We start from the raw sequence: 21,170 nt of genomic DNA, 5'->3' as shown, positions 1-21,170 counted from the left end.
TTGACTGATTTTTGGCCTATCCCCGACAAATCGGGAAACAGGTTTTATCAAAGGCAGCCGATTGATAACCGCCGCTTCCTGCGATCAGGGCAGATAAATTTCGCCCTTTAAGAACAGCACCGCACGGCCCTTCAAATGCACGCGATCCCCATCAACCGTGCAGTCAATGAATCCGCCGCGTGCTGATGCCTGATACCCCACCACATTTGCCTTGCCGGTTTTACCCGCCCAATAGGGGGCAACGACGCAATGCATATAACCTGTTACCGGGTCTTCATTAATGCCCAAGGCGGGCAGGAAATATCGCGACACCATATCGCAATCATCGCTGTCTGATGGGGCTGTAACAATAACACCACGTTCCGCAAGTGTTGCCAGCACCGACATATCTGGCACCATATCACGCACGGTTTTGCCGTTTTCATAAACCAGCACATAATCGGTATCGCGGCTGACAACCTTGAAAACAGCCTGCGGCTTTTCGGGCGACAGGGCGGCAACGATATTATCGGCCACAGTACCATCAACAATCGGCTGAACCGGAAAATTCAGGACAATCGCATCACCATCGCGGCGTGCGGTTAAAATGCCGCTTTTGCTTTGCAGGCGGATTTCGTCACCGGCAAAGCCAAGCTGGTTAAACATCACAAGCGCGCTGGCAAGTGTCGCATGGCCACAAAGCGGCACTTCGACCGTGGGCGTAAACCAGCGAATGTGGAAATCGGCATCACCCTCTTCGGTTTTGACAAAAAACGCGGTTTCGGAAAGGTTATTTTCCATTGCGATCTGCTGCATGGTCGCATCGGGCAACCAGCGTTCCAGCGGCACCACAGCGGCAGGATTACCGGCAAACAAATGGCTGGTAAAGGCATCGACCTGAAAAATCGGTAAGGTTTGATTGCTCATCAATTTCTTCCCAAAACACAAAGTTCAAAGCTTAAGCGGTATGCATAAAAGGGATGGGGAAAGGATACCGGATTTAACCCGCCCCTTTCGCCCATCCCGATATGGACTGTTTTAATTACAACACGCTGTTAATGGCATCCTTGATAATTTCAATGTCCTGGTCCCGGGTGCGCCAGTTGCTGAATGCTGCACGAAAACCAAAGCGGCCATTATAAATGGTCGGGGTCAAAAACACCTTGCCCGTGCCATTGATACGATCAAGAAGGTCGCGGTTGGCATCATCATTACCACGGCCACAGAACATCACCACATTAAGCTGCGGGTCGCGCAACAAAACCAGCCCGGAATGATCCGCCACCCAATGGGCCAAATCACGCGCCTGGTCGCAATTGCGACGGATGATATCGGCCATACCGGCACGGCCGTAGGCCTTGATCGCCATCCATAAAGGCAAGGCACGGAACCTGCGCGAATTTTCGACACCACGATTGATGTAACTGTTGCCCTCGGCCCGGCTCGCCAGATAGGGGGCAAAGGCGCGGAAGCATTTTTCCAGAACCGAAATCTGCCGGGTCAGGAAAATTCCGCAATCATAGGGAACGTTCAGCCATTTATGGCCATCCGATGTAATGGAATCTGCCCGTTCGATCCCGGCAAGCAGGTGCACGCGGCGTTCATCAAGGGCGGCAAACAGGCCAAAGGCCGCGTCAACATGCAACCATGCCCCATAGGCCGCGCACAAATCAGCAATGGCAACCAGGTCATCAAAGTCGGTGGCATTTACCGTGCCGGCACTGGCAATCACCATTTTTGCCTTTGATGTGCTGTTTTCCAGCTTGTTTGCCAGGTCATGCACATGCATGGCCTCGGTCCCCGGTTCGGTCACTATACGGGTGACGTTGTTGCGCCCCACCCCGGCAACTGACAGATCCTTGATCATGCTGGCATGCGGGGTGGCGGAAAATATTTCAAAAGATGGCAGGGCGATAGCCCCATCGGCATCCACATCAACGCCAATCTGTTCGCCGCACCATTGGCGTGCGGTTACAACGGCCAGCAGGTTGGATGCGGTTGCACCTGTGGTCAGTGCGCCATCGAACCGGCCACGTGGCATGCCGGCCAAATCGCAAATCCAGTTTATTACCTGCTGTTCAACTGCCGCGGTGACAGTGCCGTCCGGCCCGGTTGCATTCTGGTCGATTGCGCTGGCCATCCAGTCGCCAACAATGGCTGCTGGCGTGGCTCCGCCGGTCACAAATCCCAGATAACGGGGCCCTGTCGAGGTGGCAACGAGGGGGAGGATGTCGGTCTTCAGGGCATCAAGTGCGGCAATCGCACCGTCACCGCGGGCCGGCAGTGGGGCTGCCGGATCAAAGGCGCTGGTATCAGCGCATATTACCGGGGCATCTTCGCCCGCCTGAAGATATTCGCGAGCGATTTCGCCCGTCAGGGCGAAGATGTCACCAATTTCGTTTAAATCATCAAATTTCCGGTTCATCTGGACTACTTCCCTGCAGGATTTCTGCATAAATATCGCGGTCAATATTTGCGCCGCTTAAAATAACTGCGTTTTTCTTGCCAATGGCGCGCTTGCGATCTGCAACCACGCCGGCCAGGGCTGCCGCCCCTGCCCCTTCGGCAAGGTTATGGGTTGCACTGAAATAAAGCCGCATCGCCTGCATGATTTCATCATCGCTAACGGCAATAATATCGGCAGCCCCGTTTTTGATAATCGCAAAGGCGGCCGGGTCCGGTTTGCGGCAAGCAACACCATCGGCAAAGGTATTGGCGCTGGCGGTTTCGCAAATTTCCCCCTTCAAGAAGGACTGGCGCACCGCATCGGCCCCCGTTGCCACCACACCGATAATTTCGGTTTTCAGACCTAGGGCGTCACGCGCGGTAATCAGGCTGCAAATGCCCGACCCCATGCCGATTGGCACATAAATGCGGTCAATGTCCTCGACATCGCCAAACAGCTCCATGCCGTAGGATGCCACACCGCGCACCAATTCCGGGTGAAAGGGCGGCACCATAACCAGGTCATCCTCGACCGCCTTTTGCCGGGCAAAATCGGCGGCATCCTGGAAATCATCCCCATGTTCGATCACATCGGCACCCAATGCCCGCATCGATGCATTTTTTTCGCGCGAATTGCCATGCGGCACAATAATGGTCGCCCGCAGACCAAACACGCTGGCGGCATAGGCCAGGCTTTGCCCGTGATTACCGCGCGTCGCACTGATGATGCCATTGATGATCTGGGTAGATCGGGAAAGATAACGACAAAATGTCAACCCGCCACGCACCTTGAAAGCGCCAAGTCGTGTGTGGTTTTCGTGCTTCACATAAATGGAAAGCCCGGTTGCACGCTCGATCAGCGGCCATCGGATGGCCGGGGTCGGTGCCACATAACCATGCACAAATTCGGCAGCGTCCATCAGTTCGCGAGCAGTGAACATATTGTACCCCTGTATAGGAATTGTATCTTTCTTTAGGCCGGGAATTGTCTGCCTTTGGACAGATCAGGATTGTACCCCAAAAGGGGTGGCGACCGGAACGCGAGAGAGCGGGGCGTTCCGGCCGCTTGCACGGTTAAAAACCGCGCGGGGGAAGATCATTGTTCAAGGGTGCCGAAACATAGTGATCAATGTCAGACCGCTTCAGGCCAACATCCTTGAGCAATCTGTCATCAAGTTTCCGTACACTGTTACGATCCCTTGAGTTTTTTTGTGCCGACACCAGGAATGCAAACAGGCGACGGGTCACCGAGAGCACAATACCCTGGCGGGCTGCGTTGGCATCCCCTGCGCTCTGGCCATGCTGCATCGTACCGCCTGCGAGAGTCGCAGGAAACCGGATTGTATCGTTACAATTCGTCATGTTTTCCTCCTGCTTCCAAATTGTATCGATTCCCTTTTGTCATTGACATTGTATCCATGTCAAACTAAACATTGTCACCATGACAATGTGGATACCCGATCTTTCATCCGGAACCGGCCCGGTTTACCGCCGTATCGCGCACGCCATTGGTGATGCCGTTGAAAAGGGGCAGTTACAGGCGGGTGACCGCCTGCCGACCCATCGAGATCTGGCCTATCATCTTGGCGTTACTGTTGGCACCGTTACGCGCGCCTACCGCGAGGCAGAACGCCTGGGTCTTGCCATTGGCGAGGTGGGGCGCGGCACCTATGTCAGTGCACCGCTTGATATGAGCCCGCCGTTGCTTCTTCCCGGCCATCCGGTTTCCTATGGCAAAGAGCAGCCCCGCGCCGAGAATGACGATGATGATGCCGACCTGCCCCGCCAGAACGCCAGTAATGGTTTTGTGTCATCGGGTGTTACCAGCACGCCGGTAAATTTTGGCACGGCGGACGTTTCCTTCACCAAAAGCCGCGATTCCGACCAGCCCTATCCGGTGCTGGTCGAAGACGGCCCCATCAATTTCCGGATGAACTGCCCGCTGCCGCCGCAGGAAACGCATATTAACCAGGTTCTGATCGACATTGCCCAAAGCGGGCCGATCGAAAACCTGATCACTTATAAAACCGAATATGGCATGCCCCACCATCGCCAGGCCCTGGCGAAAATGGCCGGGCGGTTCGGCCTGGATGACAATCCTGACCGTGTTCTGCCAACGGCGGGCGTACAACATGCCATGACCGTGGCCTTGATGACCTTTACCCGCCCGGGCGATTTGGTCCTGTGCGAGGAAATGACCTATCCCAACCTGCGCAGCCTTGCCGCCATGATGCAGTTTCGCCTGCGCGGTGTTGCCATGGATGAAGAAGGCATTCTGCCAGATGTGCTCGACAATCTGTGCCGTACGCAATCGCCCCGCGTCATTTACCTGATGCCGACTTTGCACAACCCGCTTTGCAGCACTATGAGCCACGAACGCCGCATCGCCATTGCCGAAGTGCTGCGTAAACATAACCTGATGCTGATTGAAGACGGGATTTACGGTTTTCTGGACCCGGATGCCCCGCCGCCCCTGTCCTGTTTTGTCCCGGAACGGGCAATTTATTTGAATGGCATTTCAAAAAGTGTGGGGGGCGGGCTTCGCATTGGTTTCATTCATGCGCCGATCCAGTATATCGCCAAGCTGGCCAGCGGCATTCGCACCACCTGCTGGATGACGCCGGGCATCAATCTTGAACTGGTCACGCGCCTGATCAATGATGGTACCATCGAACGCTATGAAACCTGGCACCGTGAAGAAGCATCCCGCCGCCTGGGCATTATTCTGGGCAGCCTCAAGGGATATGACGTGCGGTTCCACCCCACCAATTACCACATCTGGCTGGCCCTGCCCGACCACATCGAAACAAGCGAACTGGTGATGAATGCCGCCAATTCCGGGGTGATGTTAACCGCAGCCCAGCAATTTGCCGTTGGCATCCCACCCCGCGGACTTCGTCTGTCATTCGGGGCGGAACGCTCCACCGAACGCATCCATCATGGGGTGAACATCATCCTGCGTCTGCTGCAAACCAGCGAATTCAGCGACGCCCATGTGATGTGAAACAAGATGCATTTTTAAACACCTAAAAAGTGCATAAAAATACAAATACACGCAAATATTGCATTTCATTCCCCAATCATGGAGAGATATGTCCGCAAACAAACATATCAAACATGATTGGGGGACGTACCATGCATACAAGCAATGAAGACCGGGCGACGGGCTATTTAAGCGCACAGACAGCCAAACCACGGCAGGACACGCAAAGCCATTGGCTGGAAAAACTGATACAGGTTTTGGCCGCCCTTTTTCTCGCGGCATGTCTGGTCATGGCGCTGGCAACCCTGCCCCATCGCATGGGTTATGGCATGGGTGGGCAATATGCCATCATGGTTTACCTTCCCAGCCTGATGTTTGCTGTTGGTGGCCTGCTACAATGGGCCATTCTGATGGCGGTTGCCTATATCCTGCAATATCTGCGCAAGATTGAACGCAACACGGCACCCGCCGAGGCGATTTAAGCCTGTTTGAAGTCATGAAGGCAGCACAAAAAACGCTGCCTTCATGCGCTCAGCGCCAAATCCGATTATTGCAGCTATTGCGGCAAAACTTCCACTTTCCATCCGTAAAATCAGGCGGCGGGCGGGGCCTCTGCCCCACCCAACCGCCTGAAAAACCAGGATGCAGGCGGGTTATATCCGGGTATCGCCGGATCATTCTGGTTGAAGACACGATTTACAAATGGTTCGGACAACGGAACCAGTTGCCAATACAGCCTGCGGATGACATCCCTGGCGTGGATACCGGCCCAGTTTGCCGGCAAAAGCTCTGCCGGGAGGCCCGGATCACGCAACACCACCTGTTTAAAGCCATGCATCAATAACATACGCAGGGCAAAGGCCAGTTCTGGCGAGCATAACGCCGCCAGATCAAGCGACAATAAAGGTTCAAACAGGGCCAGTTTTTGCTGATATTGCCGCTGCAATGCCGCCAGATCCCAGGTTGCGGCGACCATATCGCGAAGCGAAGCGGATTCCGCGATATCCTGTGTCTCTGCCCGCAATGAAATGGCGGTTTGCGCCAGCCCGGTTTCGGTTAAAATCTGCCGTGTCAGGGCAATATCAATGCCGGGATGGGCAAACACATTGGCCGATACCGCACCGAACCCGCGCCAGCCTAATAACCGGGCAACCGTACGGCGCTGATCTGCGGTTATGGCGTGATTATCAAATATAATCAGTGTCCATTGGCCATCCCATTTATCGACATGTGCGGTATAAAACTGTCGGCAGCCTGGATCAATCAGCCGCCAGCCCTCGGCGGTTACCTGATATAGCGCCTGGCGCCCCACGCGCTGCGTTTCCAGCCAGCCATCCCGCGACATGCGAAAAACCGCAGTACGCAAAACACGTTCACTAACCCCGACTTGCGAGAGCAGCGCAATCAAATCCGCCAGAAAAACCGAATCACCACGCGGCCGCAACACATCGCACAAAAAGGTGATGACAACGGCACGGCTGCTTAAATCCAGCGTGGAACGTATCTGTTCAAACTGTTGATATGCCGGGTTTAATTTTCGGTTCATGCATTTCCCTGAAATAGCGGACCCTTTGCCGCAAAGATCAATTTCGCGATATTCAAGCCAAGGTAAAGCGACCGCAACATGATACGTTTTTTGCAAAAATTTCCAATATCCGTATCAAAAAATTTGGCAATTTTTACGGGAATTTACCGCACGCAGAAATTTCGCGCAGGCAATGCTTGACCATCATGCGCGCTTCCTTCCAAAATCATTTTGCACCTGCGTTCGTTCATTCCGATCAGCGCGGGTTTCCGGGGCCCTTACAAAAGAGCGAACATGCCGATTTCCCGCCTTGAAGCCGACGATTGCAGCTTTCCGCATTTCCGTATTCGCAGTCCGCAAAAGGACTCATCACCCGAAATATTCGATTTCACATCGCATTATCGTGCGGCAGAGGCCCTGAAATTTGGCCTGTCCATGTCCGAACCGGGCTTTAACGTATTTGTGCTGGGCCTTGATCGTGCCGGTCGCATGACGGCGACAATGGATTACCTGAAAAAGGCCATGGCAGACCGCCCGGCCCCGTCCGACTGGGTTTATCTGAACAATTTTTCGCGTAGCAACCGCCCGCGCCCCTATAGCCTGGAACCAGGCAATGGCCGCAAGCTGACCGATGCGATGGAAACCCTGATTTCGCATCTGCGCGAAGCCTTTGCATCGGCCTTTAACGCCCCCGCGCATTTGACCGAAACCCAGGCCCAAACCGAAGACGCCCGCCACCAGGTGCGCGACAAATTTGAAATCCTGCGCAATTTCGCCCGTGAACGCGGCCTTGATGTGCAGGAAAACGAAAAAGGCGTGATGATTGTTGCCATTGACGACGAGGGTGAACCCGTCGCAATGGACAAACTGCCCAAGGAACGTCGCGATACCGCCGATGCCGTGTTTGAGGAAGTCGCCGAGGAAGCCCGTAAAACCCTGCTGGCCACCCGTGACCTGGAAGACCAGATTGGCGAAACCTTGGATGGCCTGCGCCGGTCGGCTGCCAGCGTGGTCTTAAAACCGCGCATTGAAAAACTGCGTGAACAGTTTACCGCACCGGGCCTGAAAGCGTGGTTTGATGCGTTGGAGGCCGATATTCTTGATAATATCGATGCCTTTGAAGAACCGGACGATCAACCCGCCATCGACCTTGGTGATGGTAAAATGCCCGAAACGGTCGAGGATCGTTATGCGGTTAATTTGCTGATTGACCATTCCCGCGATGACCATCCTGATGTCGTACTCGAACCTTCGCCCAATTACGACAATCTGTTCGGGCAAATTCAGTACCGGCCCATGGCGGGTGGCATGCACCCGCATTTTTCGCTGATCAAGCCGGGCGCATTGCATCGCGCCAATGGCGGTGTTCTGGTGCTGCGCGCCGAATCGCTGGTCGAACATGAAGAAAGCTGGAATTACCTGAAAGCTGCCCTTCGTGACGGTGAAATCCGCATCGAGGAACGCCAGAAGGCCGGACCGCCCACCGCCGGTGCGCCTGAACCACGCGCCATTCCGCTGGATGTTAAAATTGTCATCGTTGGTGCGCCCAAATATTACTACAGCTTCTTTTCGCTCGACGTGGATTTCCGCAACCATTTCCGCGTAAAGGCCGATATCGACCCCGATATGCCTGCCGTTGCTGGCAATATCAAAACCTATACCGGGCTTTTGACGCAATCGGTGCAGGACCGTGCCGGTATTTCCATTGATACCGGTGCCATCCGCCAGCTTTTGGGCCAGGCATCGCGCTGGGCCGGAGAACGCGATAAACTTTCCGCCCAGATCGAACGGGTCGAAGATGTTGCCATCGAAGCAGGCGCACTGGCAAAATCGGGTGGACGGACCACCATTCGCGCCGCTGATGTCAAACGCGCGATCGAGGAACGCCGCCACCGCAACAGCCGCCTCGAAGACCGTTCACACGAACGCGTTCAGCGCCGTGAAGTCCTGATTGACAGTTTTGGCAGCGTGGTTGGCCAGGTCAACGCCCTGACGGTACTTGATTACGGCGACCACGCCTTTGGCCTGCCCGCCCGCGTTACAGCTCGCAGTTATGTGGGCAATCTTGGCGTTTTGAATATCGAACGCATGGTCGATCTTTCAGGGCCGCTTCAGCAAAAATCGGTGATGACAATTGAGGGTTTCCTGAAATCGCGCTTCGCCCAGGAATTTCCGCTGTCATTTGCCTGCTCGGTCACATTCGAGCAAAATTACGGTGGCATCGAAGGGGATTCGGCCTCGCTGGCGGAATTGTGCGCCATTATTTCTGCCATCGCCAATGTGCCGATCAAACAGAATATCGGTGTGACCGGCTCAATGAACCAGTTTGGTGAAGCCCAGGTTGTTGGTGGCATTTCGCATAAGATCGAAGGCTTCTATCGCATATGTGCCGATCAGGGTTTTACCGGCGATCAGGGTGTGATTGTACCGGCGGCAAATGCGGAAAACATCATTCTGCGTGAAGAAGTTGTCCATGCCATCCGGCAGGGTAAATTCAATATCTGGACGATTGATAATATCAGCGATGCCATCGAAATTCTGACGGGCAAACCCTGTGGCGACAATGCCGAGGGGAACTATCCCGAGGACAGCGTTTTTGGCCGTGCCCTTGAACGCCTGCGCCGCAATGATGTGCTACTGCGCGAACGTCACGCCTATCCGGGATGGTCTGAATAACAATGTTGCGATCCCAGCCAAAAGCCATCAAACCTATCGCCGCCCCTGATCACAGCGCTGGTCAGGGGCGGCTTTCGCCCGTTATGCCTGCGGGCAAGCGCACCGCAACAGGCAGCGCATCACTGATGGCATTGATGCTGGGATGCATGATTATGTCGGCCAGCGCCCCCGCCCTGGCCCAAAATGCCGATCTGAACACCAGTGCTGATACCGTAAGCGGCGTTGCCGCCATACCAACAAACCTGCCTGGCAGTGCACGCACCATCACCGGCCAACCTGCATCCACACCCCGTCCACTGGATTTGCTGGAAATGGCAAAGGCACGCCGACAGGCAAGTACCAGCCAGAACACCGCCGAAGATGCACAAACAGCGGATTTCCTACTTTCCAGTCAGTATCGCAACACGGCGAACGGGCAAAGCAATATTCCCCGCAAAGCTGTGACCAATCGCGGCATCCGGCCCAATGACCCGAACGTCATTCAGGCATCGATCATGCAGTCTGACAGCACGGGATCAGCCAGCAGCAACTGGACCCAGCAAACCAAAACGCCACCCGCGGCCAAAACGGCCCCGGTCAGCGCCCCTGTTATTGCCAAGCCCGTGATAACCACACCGGCAAAACCGCAAATACCGCAACCCCAAATCGTGACACCCTGGAGCCAAAACCCTGATCAGGGTGACAATGCAAACAATCGGGACAATTTTACACCCTCGCCAGAAACGGGCGTAAAACCGGACGCGAGTGGCAGCAATAATAACGATATTTTTGCAAGCCCCCTGCCCGACGCGACACCTGTTAAGGCTGCTCCAGCTCCAGCTCCAGCTCCAGCTCCAGCTCCAGCACAGACAATGCCGCCCCAACCAGCGCCACCAACGCCGGCAATGGATATGCAACAGGCACCGTCATCCGCCATGGCACCCGCAAAGGCACCGATGGCCCCCTCTGCGGCAATGCCAGCACCTGCTGCCATGCCTGCCCCAATGAATGCGCCTGACGCGGGCCACGCAATGCCCGGTACACCTGCCGCAATACAGCCTGCAACGAACGGTGATTTTGCCATTCAGCTTGGCGCTTTCAGATCAGCCATTGGTGCGGAAACATATTGGGCCAGCTTTGCGGTACGTTACCCCACAATGGCAGCGGCCTATCACCATTATCTCGGTACCGTTGACGTTGCAGGCAAAGGGCAGTTTCACCGCCTCCGCATGGCAGGTTTTGAAACCCTGGCAAGTGCCAAAGAAAAATGCCGCCAGCTTCAGGCTGACGGCATTGAATGCATTGGCATCCCGAAATAGCGTGCAAGGGCGATTAATCGCCCTTATTGCGCGGTTTTGGCTGGTGCCAGCAGGGTAATTTTATCAACAATCAGGGTCGATGCCTCGCGGCAGGTGGTCATAAGCGCGCTATGCCCGGTAACACGCACCAGATCACCGGGGCGGAACGAGGTTGCCTTGTTGGCAAGCGCATAAAGGGTGCCATCCGTTGCGCGGAAAGTGACGCATTCCTGGCCCTGATCGGTAATTTCACCTGAAACGGTAATGTTTTCGCGCTGAAAGGTGCTGCAAGCGCCCAAAAGCAGAACCAGCGCCGACGCGCCGAGAATTCTTGCGTGTGTGCGACCCAACCTGAAACTCATTTTGCACGTCTCCTTGACGTATTTTCATTTAAAAACTGGCGTTAAAGGATCTGTTAAGACTCTTGTAACCGACAGCCTATAAAAAAGCACTTCTGATTCCATTATGTAGCCGTTTCACCGTCACCTGTCATTGCCAGAAACTAGCGATGGAACAACATGAAAGATGTTGACCTTCCCCTGCTGCAATCGCTGATAAAGGCGGCTGAAACGCGCCCGGTGCCCCAGCATGGCGAAAATGGCGGCCTGACCACTGAACTGACAACGCTTGTCAAACATGTCCGTTCCCTGCAGGAACGCCTTGATCAATCCGAAAACCGTGTAAAACAGCTTGAAGGCCTGGTGGATACCGATGACCTGACCGGTCTTTTGAACCGGCGGGGTTTTACCCGCCAGTTAAGCCTTCATCTGGGCGAAAACACCGCCGAAATGGCAAATGTGCGCGTTATCATTGCCGATCTTGACGGGTTCAAACACACCAATGATGCCTATGGTCATGCGGCCGGTGACGCGGTTTTACGCCATTTTGCCCGCCTGATTACAAAACACCTGCCCCGGCAGGGTTTTGCCGGGCGCCTTGGTGGCGATGAATTTGCCATCGCCATTTATGCGCCGGGCGTAAAAGACGCCGAACGCTTTATTGCCAGGGTCAAATCATCGCTGCATCGCGCACCAATTATGTGGCAGCAGGCCCAAATCCGGGTGCAGGCCAGTTTTGGCATGGCAAAAGGTGCGGAAAATGGCGATCTTGAAGGGCTTTTGCACCGCGCCGATCAGGAAATGTATCGCAACAAACACCGCAACCCGGCAACGAATGCCAGTATGGATGATGCCATCCTTCGTGAGGGTGGCAAAAACAGCGCGGCATAACCCGCAAACCGCGTTATTTTTTCTGGTTTTCCTTCATTATCGCTGCAATAAGCGCTATCTATACCATTGGTGACTATCAATGGGGCATTCTAACCCGTTCACAACATCATAAGAATAGCTTGGCGGTCATTGAATGACGGAACATTCTTCGGCAGATTTTGGCGAAACCGACCGCGACCTTCTGGCCGCGATGGCGTTTTGCTGGGCAGACATGCTGCTGGAAGTTGACGAGAACGGCTATGTCATTTTTGCCGCCGGTGCCATTGAAAGCCTTTTGGGCTGCACGCCCGAACGTCTGGTTGGCGAGGCGCTGGAACAATTGATCATTCCGGCCGAACGCCCCCTGCTTCGTGCCTATCTGCATAGCAGTACCGGCATCAAACGCCTTGAGGAACTTGACCTTGATTTGCAGGTTCCAGCAAACGAAAACCCGGCAACGCCATCTGTGCTGCCCATTTCGGTCAGCGGCTATCTGATATCCGACCCGATTGCACGCTATTTCCTGGCAATCCGCCATCGTGCCATTCGCCCGCGTGCGCGCCACGGCATTGACCGCCTTATATTGCAGCAGGGTCTAGCGGGGCGCACCCGCCTTTCGCGCAAAAAAACCTCCGGCAAACCCGATGTGCCACAAGCGGCCATGTCGCGCTTTAACGAATTAAACAGTACCGGTGCCAATGGCATTGACAGCGGTGCAGGCGATGTTCCGCATCATAATACCGCGCTGATCGTTCTGGAAAACCTGGCGGCTGCGCGCAGCCGGGCGGAAACCGAAGCGGCCAACGAACTGTCTGACATGATCCGACAGCGCAACCGTAATGATGGCGTGGCAACAGGCACCCCCCCGCGCCCAGGCATGCATGAACCCATGATCGAGCTGGAACGCCGGATCGTTGCCTATGCCAGTGCCCTGCGCGCCGATTTGAACGACCACGCCTTTGCGCAAAATGCGCCCGCAAATACGACACCATATGATGGTGACAATAACAGCGGAACCCGGGCACTGGACGGCAAAGCGGATACGGATACCACGCCACCAATACCGGATGCCCCCGCGCAGGACGGGTTTAACAAGCCGGTCGATGATGCGACCCTTGCCGCCCTTGGTGCGCTGGACCCGCTGGATGATGCGGCCATTGCATCAAACCTGACGGCGCTGGATGCGGATAAAACACCCGATATCGAAGCCATTGAAGAACCCGTATTTGAAGGGCCGGATTACGAGGTTGCCCATGCGGTGCATCATCAGCAAAGCATTGCCGGTGATGGTTTCGCCACCAATTTGACCCGTGCTGTTGCCTATGCCCTTAACCGGCTGCATGCCCGCCGCGATCATCGTGGTGATGTCAGCGCCGAAAAGCTGTCGGCCAGTTTGCCCGGCCTTATTCAGGAAACGATGAAATCGGTTCGGGCGTTTCGTGAAATCGTCAAAAGCGGGTCTTTCACGGTGGCCTTACAGCCGATTGTCGGCCTGCATGACGAACAAGTCCATCATTACGAGGCGCTGGCCCGTTTTACCGGCACCGATGATACGCTTGCGGTTGACCAGATCATTCATTTTGCCGAAGGCACCGGCCTGATCACGGAATTTGATTTGGCAATGTGTCGCAAGGTTCTGGAATATATGACATCGGATGCCTGCCCGTCCCACGTTCATATTGCCATCAATCTTTCGGGTCATTCACTGGAGCAAGATGATTTTGACCTGGCCCTGTTGCAGGTTCTGGGTGAATTCGCCATCGACCCGTCACTGGTGTATTTTGAAGTCACCGAAACGGCCCGCATCACCAATTTGCGCCGGGTGAACAAAACCCTGCAAAAACTACGCACACGCGGCCATATGGTTTGTCTGGATGATTTTGGCGCCGGGGCCGCCAATTTTGAATATCTTAGCGCCCTGGATGTGGATGTGATCAAATTCGATGGCCGGGCGATGCAAACCGCACTGGCCAACCCCAAAGGCCGCGCCTTTTTAAAGGCAACCGCCTCGCTGTGTCGTGATTTGAAAATTCGCACGATTGCCGAAATGATCCACGATATGGAAACCTTCACCACCCTTCGTGACCTGGGTATTGATTTTGGGCAGGGCTATCATTTCGGGCATCCCGAAACCGTCAGCTATACGCCCAAAAACAGCCGCCCCGTGGCGAGCATGAATACCGCACATGCACCTTCGCCAGCAGGAGACCGCCGATGATTTCGCGCCTGATTGACCGCATCAAAAAATCGCCCAATGACAAGGTGCCCGTCGCCCGCGAAAAAGCCAATATCGACGCGGAACTGGCCGAAGCCGCCCGCAAACTTGAACAATCCCTGCCCGATGACATGGCCCCTATGCAGGCCGTGGACGGCGCCGTTCCCGCCGCAACCGCCACAGGTGGCAACAGTGCCGCACCGGAAATTGATCAGGAAGGCATTATTCAGCGCCGCGAAGCCGCCATCAGCGGCACCCTGACCCATGATGATGCCAGCGACGTTGACCAAAGCGCATTACGGTTTGAATTAAACCCCACCACCATGGCCCAGGCCGAGGCCCCGGTGATGGTGATGCGCGCCGATGGCACCCCGCTTTTTGCCAATAAAAATGCCATGGGCTTTGCCGATGGTATCCGCGAAGGGCTGTTTCCCGAAATTGTTGCGCTGGTGGCGCGCGGCCTAGAAACACCGGGCGGTGTCGTTGAACTGCTGACATTTGAAGTCCAGCGTGGCACGGCAACGCTGGAGCTGACCGCCCTGCCCATGCATGACGAATTCATTTTGCTGCTACCGCGCGATGTATCGATGGATCGCAACCTGCGCGAAGCCCTGATTGATTCGCGCCAGCGCTACCGCGACATTGTCGAGGTGTCATCGGCCTTTGCCTGGGAAACCGATGAAAGCGGGAAATTCGTTTTCGTATCCCCGCGCGGCGCAATGGATTATCAGGCAAAGGCCCTTCTGGGGCGTTATCCGGTCGAATTCATGATCGAAAAAACCGACCAGGATGCCGAACAGATTTTCCGTACCACACGCGCCGTGCGTGACATGCCGATCTGGTTTTACCGGGCCAATGGCAGCACCGCCTGCCTGTCGGTTTCGGCAACGCCGATTATCAACCGCGATGGCAAATGGTGTGGTGCACGCGGCCTGGCCCACGACATTACCGAACAGCGCCAGCACGAAACCGAAATTGCCAATGCGCGAAACCGTGACCGGCTGATTACCTATATCGTGCGCGCCATGCGCGATGAAATTGACCCGACCGAGGTTCTGCGCAATGCCGCAACCGCCAGCTCGCGCGCTCTTGCCTGTGCGGCCTGTATCATTTTCCGGTCCGATGCCGATAACGAAGATGGCGATATGCAGGACGCAGCGAGCACCGGCGAAGATATTCACAAAAAGGTCGCAGCTGACATTCTGAAAGCCCTGCCCGCAGATACCGACCATCAGGAAATCATTCATGGTAATTACTGGGTTAAGGTACGTCGTTGCCATTATCACCACCGGGTGAATGGGGCTGTTGCGTTTTTGTTTGAACGCGAAAATCCCCTGCCCAACGAGGCCGAACGAGCCATCATGGATGACGTTGCCGACCAAATTGGCATTGCCATTGAACAGGCCGATAATCACGACCGCATTGTCACGCTGTCGCGGACCGATGGCATGACCGGCCTTTTGAACCGGCGCGCCTTTTTTGACGAATTGAAACGCCGTTATAACCGCCTTTTGCATCAACCCGCCCCGGCCGCGCTGATGTATGTGGATATGGACAATTTCAAACTGGTCAATGACGTGCACGGCCATCAGCGCGGTGACGAAGCCATCCTGACCCTAAGCCGCATGTTGCAGGACAATACCCGCCCTGGCGACCTGGTTGCGCGCCTGGGTGGTGACGAATTTGTCGTCTGGCTGGATCGCACCGACCGGGTTGCCGCCGAATCCCGTGCCAAGGATTTGATTGCCGCCAGCGCAACGCTGCGCCCCCTTTCAGGCCGAGAAGACAAACCGCTGGGCATTTCGCTGGGCATTGCTGTGCATGAAGTCAATGAAACCGAAGATATCGATGATCTGGTGCAACGTGCCGACGACACGATGTATTATGTAAAAAAACACGGCAAGGGCAGCTATGCCATTGCGGAACCAGTTGGTGTGCATGCACCGACCAGAACGGACTAGGGAGCCTGCCCGATGAAGGGTTTTTTGCAGCGTGTCTTTACGCGACGCAAGGAAACGCCGATTTCCTATGAAGAGGCCAAAAACATGGCCGCAAGCCCCGCGGCCAATGTGCGCGGCACCCTTGCGCAGCGCCATGATACCCGCCCGGAAATTTTGTATTTCCTGGCCAATGATGCCGATGCATCCGTTCGTCGCCATGTCGCGGAAAACGAGGCAACACCGGTTCAGGCCGACCTGCTGCTGACTGATGACAAGGATGACGACGTCCGTGGTTCGCTGGCACAGAAAATCGCCAATCTTGCCGATGGCCTGACGGCCAATGAAACCGACAAATTACGCCGCATGACCTATCAGGCGCTGGAAAAACTGGCGCGCGACCAGGCCATCCAGGTGCGGCAGGTCATTGCCGAAACCCTGAAGGAATTTGTCCAGGCCCCGCAACCGATTATCACGCAGCTTGCACGTGATACCGAAACCGTTGTGTGCGGCCCGATCCTGCAATATTCCCCGGTTCTGACCGAACTGGACCTGCTGGAAATTATCGAAACCAATAATGCATCGGGTGCCTTAAGTTTCGTATCCCAGCGCCGCAATCTCAGCGAACGCCTGTCTGATGCGATTGCCGCATCGACCGATACCGATGCCATTTCCCACCTTTTGGGCAACCGGTCTGCCCAGATCCGCGAGGAAACCCTTGATCAGCTGATTGATCGCGCCCCGGATGTTGAAGCATGGCACGAACCACTGGTGCAGCGCCCCACCCTTGGCCCGTCAGCGGCAGGTAAACTTGCCCGCTTTGTAGCGCAAAACCTGATTTCGGTTTTAGAACGCCGCAAAGATCTGAAAGACGACCAGATCGCCATGGTGCGCAAGGTCGTTGAACGGCGCATCGAAGCTGGCGAATTTACCGCCCAGCCCACCAAGGGCGATAAAGGCAGCAAGAAAAAAGCAGCCGATAAAAAAGGTGATCTGGCAGGTGACGAATCCGCCGGTTCAACCGAAAGCGAAGCCTACCAAATGGCGATGGACCTGCATGCCAAAGGCAAGCTGACCGACGCACGCATTGCCACCGCAATGACGGAAAATGACGTCAAATTTGCCCGCGCAGCCCTTGCTGTGCGTGCTGGCATCCCCAGTGAAGCCGTAGCAAAGGTTTTAAATACCCATTCGGCAAAGGGGGTGGTGTCACTGGCATGGAAGGCGGGTTTACCGGCCGATCTTGCCGTGAAAATCCAGGTCAAACTGGGCCATGTGCCACCGGGGCAGGCCCTTAACCCGCGTTCGGGCAACACCTACCCGCTAAGCGAGGATGACATGCGCTGGCAATTGGAATTTTTCACCGGCATGGCAACGGTTGGCGTGCGCTAAAACACATCCATTCCAAAGAACGCCCTGAAAAACGGTGTACAAACAGCAACAGGCGCCAATTTGGCACCTGTTGCTGTTTTACTTTGGCCAGGCACTAGCTATTAAGCTGCGAGCGAGCTGGCCGGTCGGCGCATGGAAATGTGGGGAATACCGTCTTCATCAAACGGTTCGCCTTCCTGCACAAAACCAAGCGCAGCATAGAATTTTTCCAGATGATGCTGGGCATTGAGGAAAATGCCAAGACCGGCGAACTGTTCCTCACACGCGATAATTGACTGTTTCATGATCGCGCTGCCAACACCCTGCCCGCGCAGAAGTGACGATGCCACGACGCGGCCAATTGCCGGGTCATCGCCCTGCTGGCTGTGATTGGGGTCAATCCCCGCCGGGACAATGCGGGTGGCGGCAACCACCTTGCCATCGATCAGGCCCAGAACATGAAATGACAGCGGGTCCAGACCATCAATTTCCGGGAAAATGCAGTTCTGCTCGATAATGAAAATCTGCTGGCGTAGCATCAGCAGGTCATGAAGCTGGCGCAGGGACATATCGTCAAAATTGCCATGCCACCAGGTAATATCCTGTGCGTTCATTGGTTCTGTTTCCCCTGCCTTCATTTCTGGCGATGTTCGATATGGTAAATAAAAACATCCCCTTCGCGCAGAGATGCCAGCAAAATATTGCCCGTCATGTCGCAAAAGGCCTTCATATCGGCGACCGAACCGGGGTCGGTTGCCATTACCTTGATGACACCACCCACCGGAACATCACGCAGTGCCTTTTTGGTTTTCAAAACCGGCATCGGGCACATCAGCCCGCGCGCATCAAGAACCAGGGCAAATGGTTCGTCTGACGATGCTGTCATGGCTTTTCCTTTAAAAATTCAATCATCGGTGCTGACAAATGGTCGCATCCGCGATTTGGCGATTGTTGCATTTGCACAATATGTTAGACTGACAGACAATAATCAATCAAACGCTCACGCCTGTGCTGCCGCAATGCAAATCTATCTGCCTATTGCCGAGATGTCGGTAAATGTTCTGCTTATTTTGGGTCTCGGCGGCGGTGTCGGATTTGTGTCCGGACTGTTCGGCGTGGGTGGCGGATTTCTGATTACGCCGCTTCTGATCTTTTTTGGCATTCCACCTGCGGTTTCGGTTGCAACCGCAGCCAACCAGATTGTCGCATCGTCCCTTTCCGGGGTGATCGTGCACTGGCGGCGTGGCAATGTGGATGTCAAAATGGGCCTGGTATTGCTGGTTGGCGGTATTGCGGGTTCATCTTCCGGGGTTGGCGTTTTTGCCTGGCTGCGGTCGCTTGGTCAGATCGATCTGGTCATTTCGCTGTGTTATGTGGTCTTTCTGGGCACCATTGGCGGCATGATGATGATTGAGGCATCGCGCGCCATTTTCCGCACCCGGCGCAAAAGCGGTCCGGTCCGGCGTGCAAAAAAACACCAGCATGGCTTTTTCCACCGCCTGCCGCTCAAGGTCCGGTTTTACCGTTCCGGGCTTTATGTCAGTGCGCTTCTGCCTTTGCTGGTGGGCTTTCTGGTTGGTTTGCTTACGGCATTGATGGGCGTTGGCGGCGGCTTTGTCATGGTTCCGGCCATGATCTATATCCTTGGCATGCCGACCAGTGTCGTGATCGGCACCTCGCTGTTTCAAATCATTTTTGTCTCTGCCAACGTCACCATCCTGCAATCCATCCAAACCCATACGGTTGATATTGCACTGGCTTTACTGCTGGTCGCGGGTGCGGTTGTCGGTGCGCAATTTGGTGCGCGTTTTGGCGCCCGCATCAAGGCGGAATACCTGCGCGCGGGGCTGGCGGCCCTGGTGCTTGCCGTCTGTATCAAACTGGCCCTTGATCTGGTCATTACCCCCAACGACCTGTTTTCTGTCGCGCCGGGGAACCTGTAATGATGATGGCAAATCACTGTCAGCCCGCTGCCCTCGCCCGCAATACCCACATTGGCAAAACCACGACAAACGGCACACGCACACCAGCGGCTTTTATACTGCTGGCCGGTTTATTGCTGCTGGCGGGCACCATTCTGCCGGGCAAACAGGCCAAGGCCGACCCGCTGGTGGTGGATTTGTCCAACCACCTGGTGGCAATCAGCACCGGTTTTACCGGGACAGATGTGCTGTTATTTGGCGCGATTGAAAACAAGGGCGATGTCGTTATTACCGTGCGCGGCCCCGAACGCGACATGGTTGTGCGCCGCAAGGAACGTAAAGCCGGCATCTGGATCAACACCCAAAGCGCCTATGTGCGCAATGTGCCAACCTATTACGCCACGGCCGCCAGCCGCCCGATCGAGCTGATCGCCAATGACAGGCTGTTTGCGTCCTATCATATTGGCCTGCAAAACCAGCGTTTTGTCACCACCATGAATGGCGATGACACCGACGACAGCCTTTATCGCGATGCCCTGCTGCGCAATATGGAATATGTCGGCCTGTTTAACGACAAGCCCTCCAAAATCAGTTTTCTGTCCAATCAGCTTTTTCGTACCGACATCCATTTTCCGGCCAACACGCCAACGGGCACCTATGTTATTGATGTGTATCTGATCCGCGACGGACGGATCGCCAGCATCAAAACCACGCCGCTTGTGGTGTCAAAAACCGGTGTCAGCGCCGATGTTTACGACTTTGCCCATCGCTATTCGGCCCTTTACGGCATTATCGCGGTGATCATTGCCGGGTTTGCGGGCTGGCTGGCCAGTGTTGTTTTCCGTAAAAACTAGGCATTAATCCCACACGCAAAACATGCGGCTTACATACCTTTTTCCTTACGGAAACGGGTATATATTTGCGCGCCAGGGTTGCATCGATATAAAATGCTGCAGGCAGCCATGCAGCACAGGGCGCAAAAATAGCTTGGATAAAGGCCCGTGGATGCGGCACAATTTGGGGAATAAAGGTGGCATCACAGTCTGTGTTGTGTCGACACCGCAACCCCACTGTATAAATCATCACAGGGCAGGAACCATATGAACTCCCACAATGATGACCGGGAACTGCTTAGTTCGAATAACCGAACATTTCTGGTAGTTGTCGATGATAGCGATGAAATGACCAAGGCATTGCGCTATGCCTGCCGACGCGCCCAGCATACCGGCGGCCGCGTTGCCCTGCTTAGCGTGATCGAACCCGCCGAATTCCAGCACTGGATGGCGGTTGGCGATTTGATGCAGGAAGAAGCCCGCGAAAATGCCGAAACCCGCATCAATGATCTGGCGGGTTATGTCCATGAACAGACCGGCTTCATGCCGCTTCTGTTCATTCGCGAAGGCCGCATCAAGGATGAACTTCTTAGCGTGCTGGAAGAAGAACAGATTTCCATTCTGGTGCTGGCAGCCAGCGCCAATAACGAAGGCCCTGGCCCGCTGATTACAGCCCTGACCAAAAGCGACGTTGTCGGACAGCTTCGCCTGCCGCTGACCATTGTGCCAGCCGCCCTGTCAGATGCCGATATTGACGCGCTAAGCTGATTTTCACGGCAAAATAATAAATCCCCACCCT

19 protein-coding genes are annotated in these 21,170 nt (G+C 55.2%); 11 read left to right on the top strand and 8 right to left on the bottom strand.

The window, feature by feature from the left end; translation table 11 throughout:
* Window positions 1-84: 84 nt before the first annotated feature.
* The 4 genes from CSC3H3_RS08205 to CSC3H3_RS08190 all read right to left on the bottom strand — a co-directional run bounded on the left by CSC3H3_RS08205 (window position 85) and on the right by CSC3H3_RS08190 (window position 3,786).
* Window positions 85-906: a PhzF family phenazine biosynthesis protein gene (locus CSC3H3_RS08205; RefSeq protein WP_101284536.1), complete on the bottom strand. Its 822-nt coding sequence runs from the start codon at window positions 904-906 to the stop codon at window positions 85-87.
* A gap of 115 nt (window positions 907-1,021) precedes the next feature.
* Window positions 1,022-2,404 carry a pyridoxal phosphate-dependent decarboxylase family protein gene (locus CSC3H3_RS08200; protein ID WP_245881340.1) on the bottom strand — a complete coding sequence of 461 codons (1,383 nt, stop codon included), beginning with the start codon at window positions 2,402-2,404 and terminating at the stop codon, window positions 1,022-1,024.
* On the bottom strand, window positions 2,388-3,365 hold the full coding sequence (locus CSC3H3_RS08195) for a threonine dehydratase (protein ID WP_101284534.1): 978 nt from the start codon (window positions 3,363-3,365) through the stop codon (window positions 2,388-2,390). The genes CSC3H3_RS08200 and CSC3H3_RS08195 overlap by 17 nt, the downstream gene beginning before the upstream one ends.
* A 133-nt stretch (window positions 3,366-3,498) precedes the next feature.
* Window positions 3,499-3,786: a DUF1127 domain-containing protein gene (locus CSC3H3_RS08190; RefSeq protein ID WP_101270988.1), complete on the bottom strand. Its 288-nt coding sequence runs from the start codon at window positions 3,784-3,786 to the stop codon at window positions 3,499-3,501.
* Between the two features lie 79 nt (window positions 3,787-3,865).
* Between CSC3H3_RS08190 and CSC3H3_RS08185 the strand changes: the two genes are divergently transcribed.
* Together CSC3H3_RS08185 and CSC3H3_RS08180 are read left to right on the top strand one after the other, a co-directional pair.
* Complete coding sequence (locus CSC3H3_RS08185) at window positions 3,866-5,428, top strand: aminotransferase-like domain-containing protein (RefSeq protein WP_101284533.1); 1,563 nt, start codon at window positions 3,866-3,868, stop codon at window positions 5,426-5,428.
* Window positions 5,429-5,559: 131 nt separating this feature from the next.
* A complete protein-coding gene (locus tag CSC3H3_RS08180; protein ID WP_157831864.1) occupies window positions 5,560-5,889 on the top strand; it encodes a hypothetical protein in 330 nt (109 codons plus the stop codon).
* 110 nt (window positions 5,890-5,999) lie between these two features.
* Here CSC3H3_RS08180 and CSC3H3_RS08175 read toward each other — a convergent pair whose 3' ends face one another.
* Window positions 6,000-6,953: a PaaX family transcriptional regulator gene (locus tag CSC3H3_RS08175; protein ID WP_101284531.1), complete on the bottom strand. Its 954-nt coding sequence runs from the start codon at window positions 6,951-6,953 to the stop codon at window positions 6,000-6,002.
* A gap of 273 nt (window positions 6,954-7,226) precedes the next feature.
* Here CSC3H3_RS08175 and CSC3H3_RS08170 point away from each other — a divergent pair, with 273 nt between their 5' ends.
* Together CSC3H3_RS08170 and CSC3H3_RS08165 are read left to right on the top strand one after the other, a co-directional pair.
* Window positions 7,227-9,608 (top strand): Lon protease family protein, encoded by a 2,382-nt coding sequence (locus CSC3H3_RS08170; protein WP_101284530.1) that lies wholly within the window; start codon window positions 7,227-7,229, stop codon window positions 9,606-9,608.
* Window positions 9,609-9,760: 152 nt separating this feature from the next.
* Complete coding sequence (locus tag CSC3H3_RS08165) at window positions 9,761-10,906, top strand: SPOR domain-containing protein (protein WP_157831863.1); 1,146 nt, start codon at window positions 9,761-9,763, stop codon at window positions 10,904-10,906.
* A 23-nt stretch (window positions 10,907-10,929) separates the two neighbouring features.
* Here CSC3H3_RS08165 and CSC3H3_RS08160 read toward each other — a convergent pair whose 3' ends face one another.
* Complete coding sequence (locus CSC3H3_RS08160) at window positions 10,930-11,247, bottom strand: DUF5818 domain-containing protein (protein ID WP_101271001.1); 318 nt, start codon at window positions 11,245-11,247, stop codon at window positions 10,930-10,932.
* A gap of 156 nt (window positions 11,248-11,403) precedes the next feature.
* On the opposite strand from CSC3H3_RS08160, the gene CSC3H3_RS08155 reads away from it, so the two are divergent.
* The 4 genes from CSC3H3_RS08155 to CSC3H3_RS08140 all read left to right on the top strand — a co-directional run bounded on the left by CSC3H3_RS08155 (window position 11,404) and on the right by CSC3H3_RS08140 (window position 17,637).
* Complete coding sequence (locus CSC3H3_RS08155) at window positions 11,404-12,114, top strand: GGDEF domain-containing protein (protein WP_101284528.1); 711 nt, start codon at window positions 11,404-11,406, stop codon at window positions 12,112-12,114.
* A gap of 133 nt (window positions 12,115-12,247) precedes the next feature.
* The gene (locus tag CSC3H3_RS24990; RefSeq protein WP_245881339.1) at window positions 12,248-14,311 is read left to right on the top strand and encodes a sensor domain-containing phosphodiesterase; all 2,064 of its coding nucleotides are present in this window, start codon (window positions 12,248-12,250) and stop codon (window positions 14,309-14,311) included.
* A complete protein-coding gene (locus CSC3H3_RS08145) occupies window positions 14,308-16,269 on the top strand; it encodes a sensor domain-containing diguanylate cyclase (RefSeq protein WP_245881338.1) in 1,962 nt (653 codons plus the stop codon). The genes CSC3H3_RS24990 and CSC3H3_RS08145 overlap by 4 nt, the downstream gene beginning before the upstream one ends.
* A gap of 12 nt (window positions 16,270-16,281) precedes the next feature.
* On the top strand, window positions 16,282-17,637 hold the full coding sequence (locus CSC3H3_RS08140) for a DUF2336 domain-containing protein (RefSeq protein ID WP_101284527.1): 1,356 nt from the start codon (window positions 16,282-16,284) through the stop codon (window positions 17,635-17,637).
* A gap of 101 nt (window positions 17,638-17,738) precedes the next feature.
* On the opposite strand, the gene CSC3H3_RS08135 is transcribed toward CSC3H3_RS08140, so the two are convergent.
* Window positions 17,739-18,230: a GNAT family N-acetyltransferase gene (locus CSC3H3_RS08135; RefSeq protein WP_101284526.1), complete on the bottom strand. Its 492-nt coding sequence runs from the start codon at window positions 18,228-18,230 to the stop codon at window positions 17,739-17,741.
* A gap of 20 nt (window positions 18,231-18,250) precedes the next feature.
* The gene (locus tag CSC3H3_RS08130) at window positions 18,251-18,502 is read right to left on the bottom strand and encodes a sulfurtransferase TusA family protein (RefSeq protein ID WP_101271007.1); all 252 of its coding nucleotides are present in this window, start codon (window positions 18,500-18,502) and stop codon (window positions 18,251-18,253) included.
* Window positions 18,503-18,635: 133 nt separating this feature from the next.
* Here CSC3H3_RS08130 and CSC3H3_RS08125 point away from each other — a divergent pair, with 133 nt between their 5' ends.
* The 3 genes from CSC3H3_RS08125 (at window position 18,636) to CSC3H3_RS08115 (ending at window position 21,139) form a co-directional block, all read left to right on the top strand.
* Entirely contained in the window at window positions 18,636-19,559 is a 924-nt protein-coding gene (locus CSC3H3_RS08125) for a sulfite exporter TauE/SafE family protein (RefSeq protein ID WP_101271138.1), read from the top strand.
* Entirely contained in the window at window positions 19,559-20,392 is an 834-nt protein-coding gene (locus CSC3H3_RS08120) for a TIGR02186 family protein (protein WP_245881337.1), read from the top strand. The genes CSC3H3_RS08125 and CSC3H3_RS08120 overlap by 1 nt, the downstream gene beginning before the upstream one ends.
* A gap of 246 nt (window positions 20,393-20,638) precedes the next feature.
* Window positions 20,639-21,139 carry a universal stress protein gene (locus CSC3H3_RS08115; protein ID WP_101271009.1) on the top strand — a complete coding sequence of 167 codons (501 nt, stop codon included), beginning with the start codon at window positions 20,639-20,641 and terminating at the stop codon, window positions 21,137-21,139.
* The last annotated feature ends 31 nt before the right edge of the window (window positions 21,140-21,170 follow it).

It is taken from the genome of Thalassospira marina (assembly GCF_002844375.1).
GTDB classification, from domain to species: domain Bacteria; phylum Pseudomonadota; class Alphaproteobacteria; order Rhodospirillales; family Thalassospiraceae; genus Thalassospira; species Thalassospira marina.
Note: the sequence above shows the minus strand (reverse complement) of the source record. Positions and strands in the feature narration are given on the sequence as shown.

Bases quoted from the DNA above. Each gene is read 5' to 3' on its own strand.
- CSC3H3_RS08180 (WP_157831864.1), top strand. From the start codon at position 5,560: ATGCATACAAGCAATGAAGACCGGGCGACGGGCTATTTAAGCGCACAG.
- CSC3H3_RS08125 (WP_101271138.1), top strand. From the start codon at position 18,636: ATGCAAATCTATCTGCCTATTGCCGAGATGTCGGTAAATGTTCTGCTT.
- CSC3H3_RS08165 (WP_157831863.1), top strand. From the start codon at position 9,761: ATGTCGGCCAGCGCCCCCGCCCTGGCCCAAAATGCCGATCTGAACACC.
- CSC3H3_RS08185 (WP_101284533.1), top strand. From the start codon at position 3,866: ATGACAATGTGGATACCCGATCTTTCATCCGGAACCGGCCCGGTTTAC.
- CSC3H3_RS08160 (WP_101271001.1), bottom strand. From the start codon at position 11,247: ATGAGTTTCAGGTTGGGTCGCACACACGCAAGAATTCTCGGCGCGTCG.
- CSC3H3_RS08170 (WP_101284530.1), top strand. From the start codon at position 7,227: ATGCCGATTTCCCGCCTTGAAGCCGACGATTGCAGCTTTCCGCATTTC.
- CSC3H3_RS08205 (WP_101284536.1), bottom strand. From the start codon at position 906: ATGAGCAATCAAACCTTACCGATTTTTCAGGTCGATGCCTTTACCAGC.
- CSC3H3_RS08135 (WP_101284526.1), bottom strand. From the start codon at position 18,230: ATGAACGCACAGGATATTACCTGGTGGCATGGCAATTTTGACGATATG.
- CSC3H3_RS08175 (WP_101284531.1), bottom strand. From the start codon at position 6,953: ATGAACCGAAAATTAAACCCGGCATATCAACAGTTTGAACAGATACGT.
- CSC3H3_RS08155 (WP_101284528.1), top strand. From the start codon at position 11,404: ATGAAAGATGTTGACCTTCCCCTGCTGCAATCGCTGATAAAGGCGGCT.
- CSC3H3_RS24990 (WP_245881339.1), top strand. From the start codon at position 12,248: ATGACGGAACATTCTTCGGCAGATTTTGGCGAAACCGACCGCGACCTT.
- CSC3H3_RS08130 (WP_101271007.1), bottom strand. From the start codon at position 18,502: ATGACAGCATCGTCAGACGAACCATTTGCCCTGGTTCTTGATGCGCGC.
- CSC3H3_RS08200 (WP_245881340.1), bottom strand. From the start codon at position 2,404: ATGAACCGGAAATTTGATGATTTAAACGAAATTGGTGACATCTTCGCC.
- CSC3H3_RS08190 (WP_101270988.1), bottom strand. From the start codon at position 3,786: ATGACGAATTGTAACGATACAATCCGGTTTCCTGCGACTCTCGCAGGC.
- CSC3H3_RS08145 (WP_245881338.1), top strand. From the start codon at position 14,308: ATGATTTCGCGCCTGATTGACCGCATCAAAAAATCGCCCAATGACAAG.
- CSC3H3_RS08120 (WP_245881337.1), top strand. From the start codon at position 19,559: ATGATGATGGCAAATCACTGTCAGCCCGCTGCCCTCGCCCGCAATACC.
- CSC3H3_RS08140 (WP_101284527.1), top strand. From the start codon at position 16,282: ATGAAGGGTTTTTTGCAGCGTGTCTTTACGCGACGCAAGGAAACGCCG.
- CSC3H3_RS08115 (WP_101271009.1), top strand. From the start codon at position 20,639: ATGAACTCCCACAATGATGACCGGGAACTGCTTAGTTCGAATAACCGA.
- CSC3H3_RS08195 (WP_101284534.1), bottom strand. From the start codon at position 3,365: ATGTTCACTGCTCGCGAACTGATGGACGCTGCCGAATTTGTGCATGGT.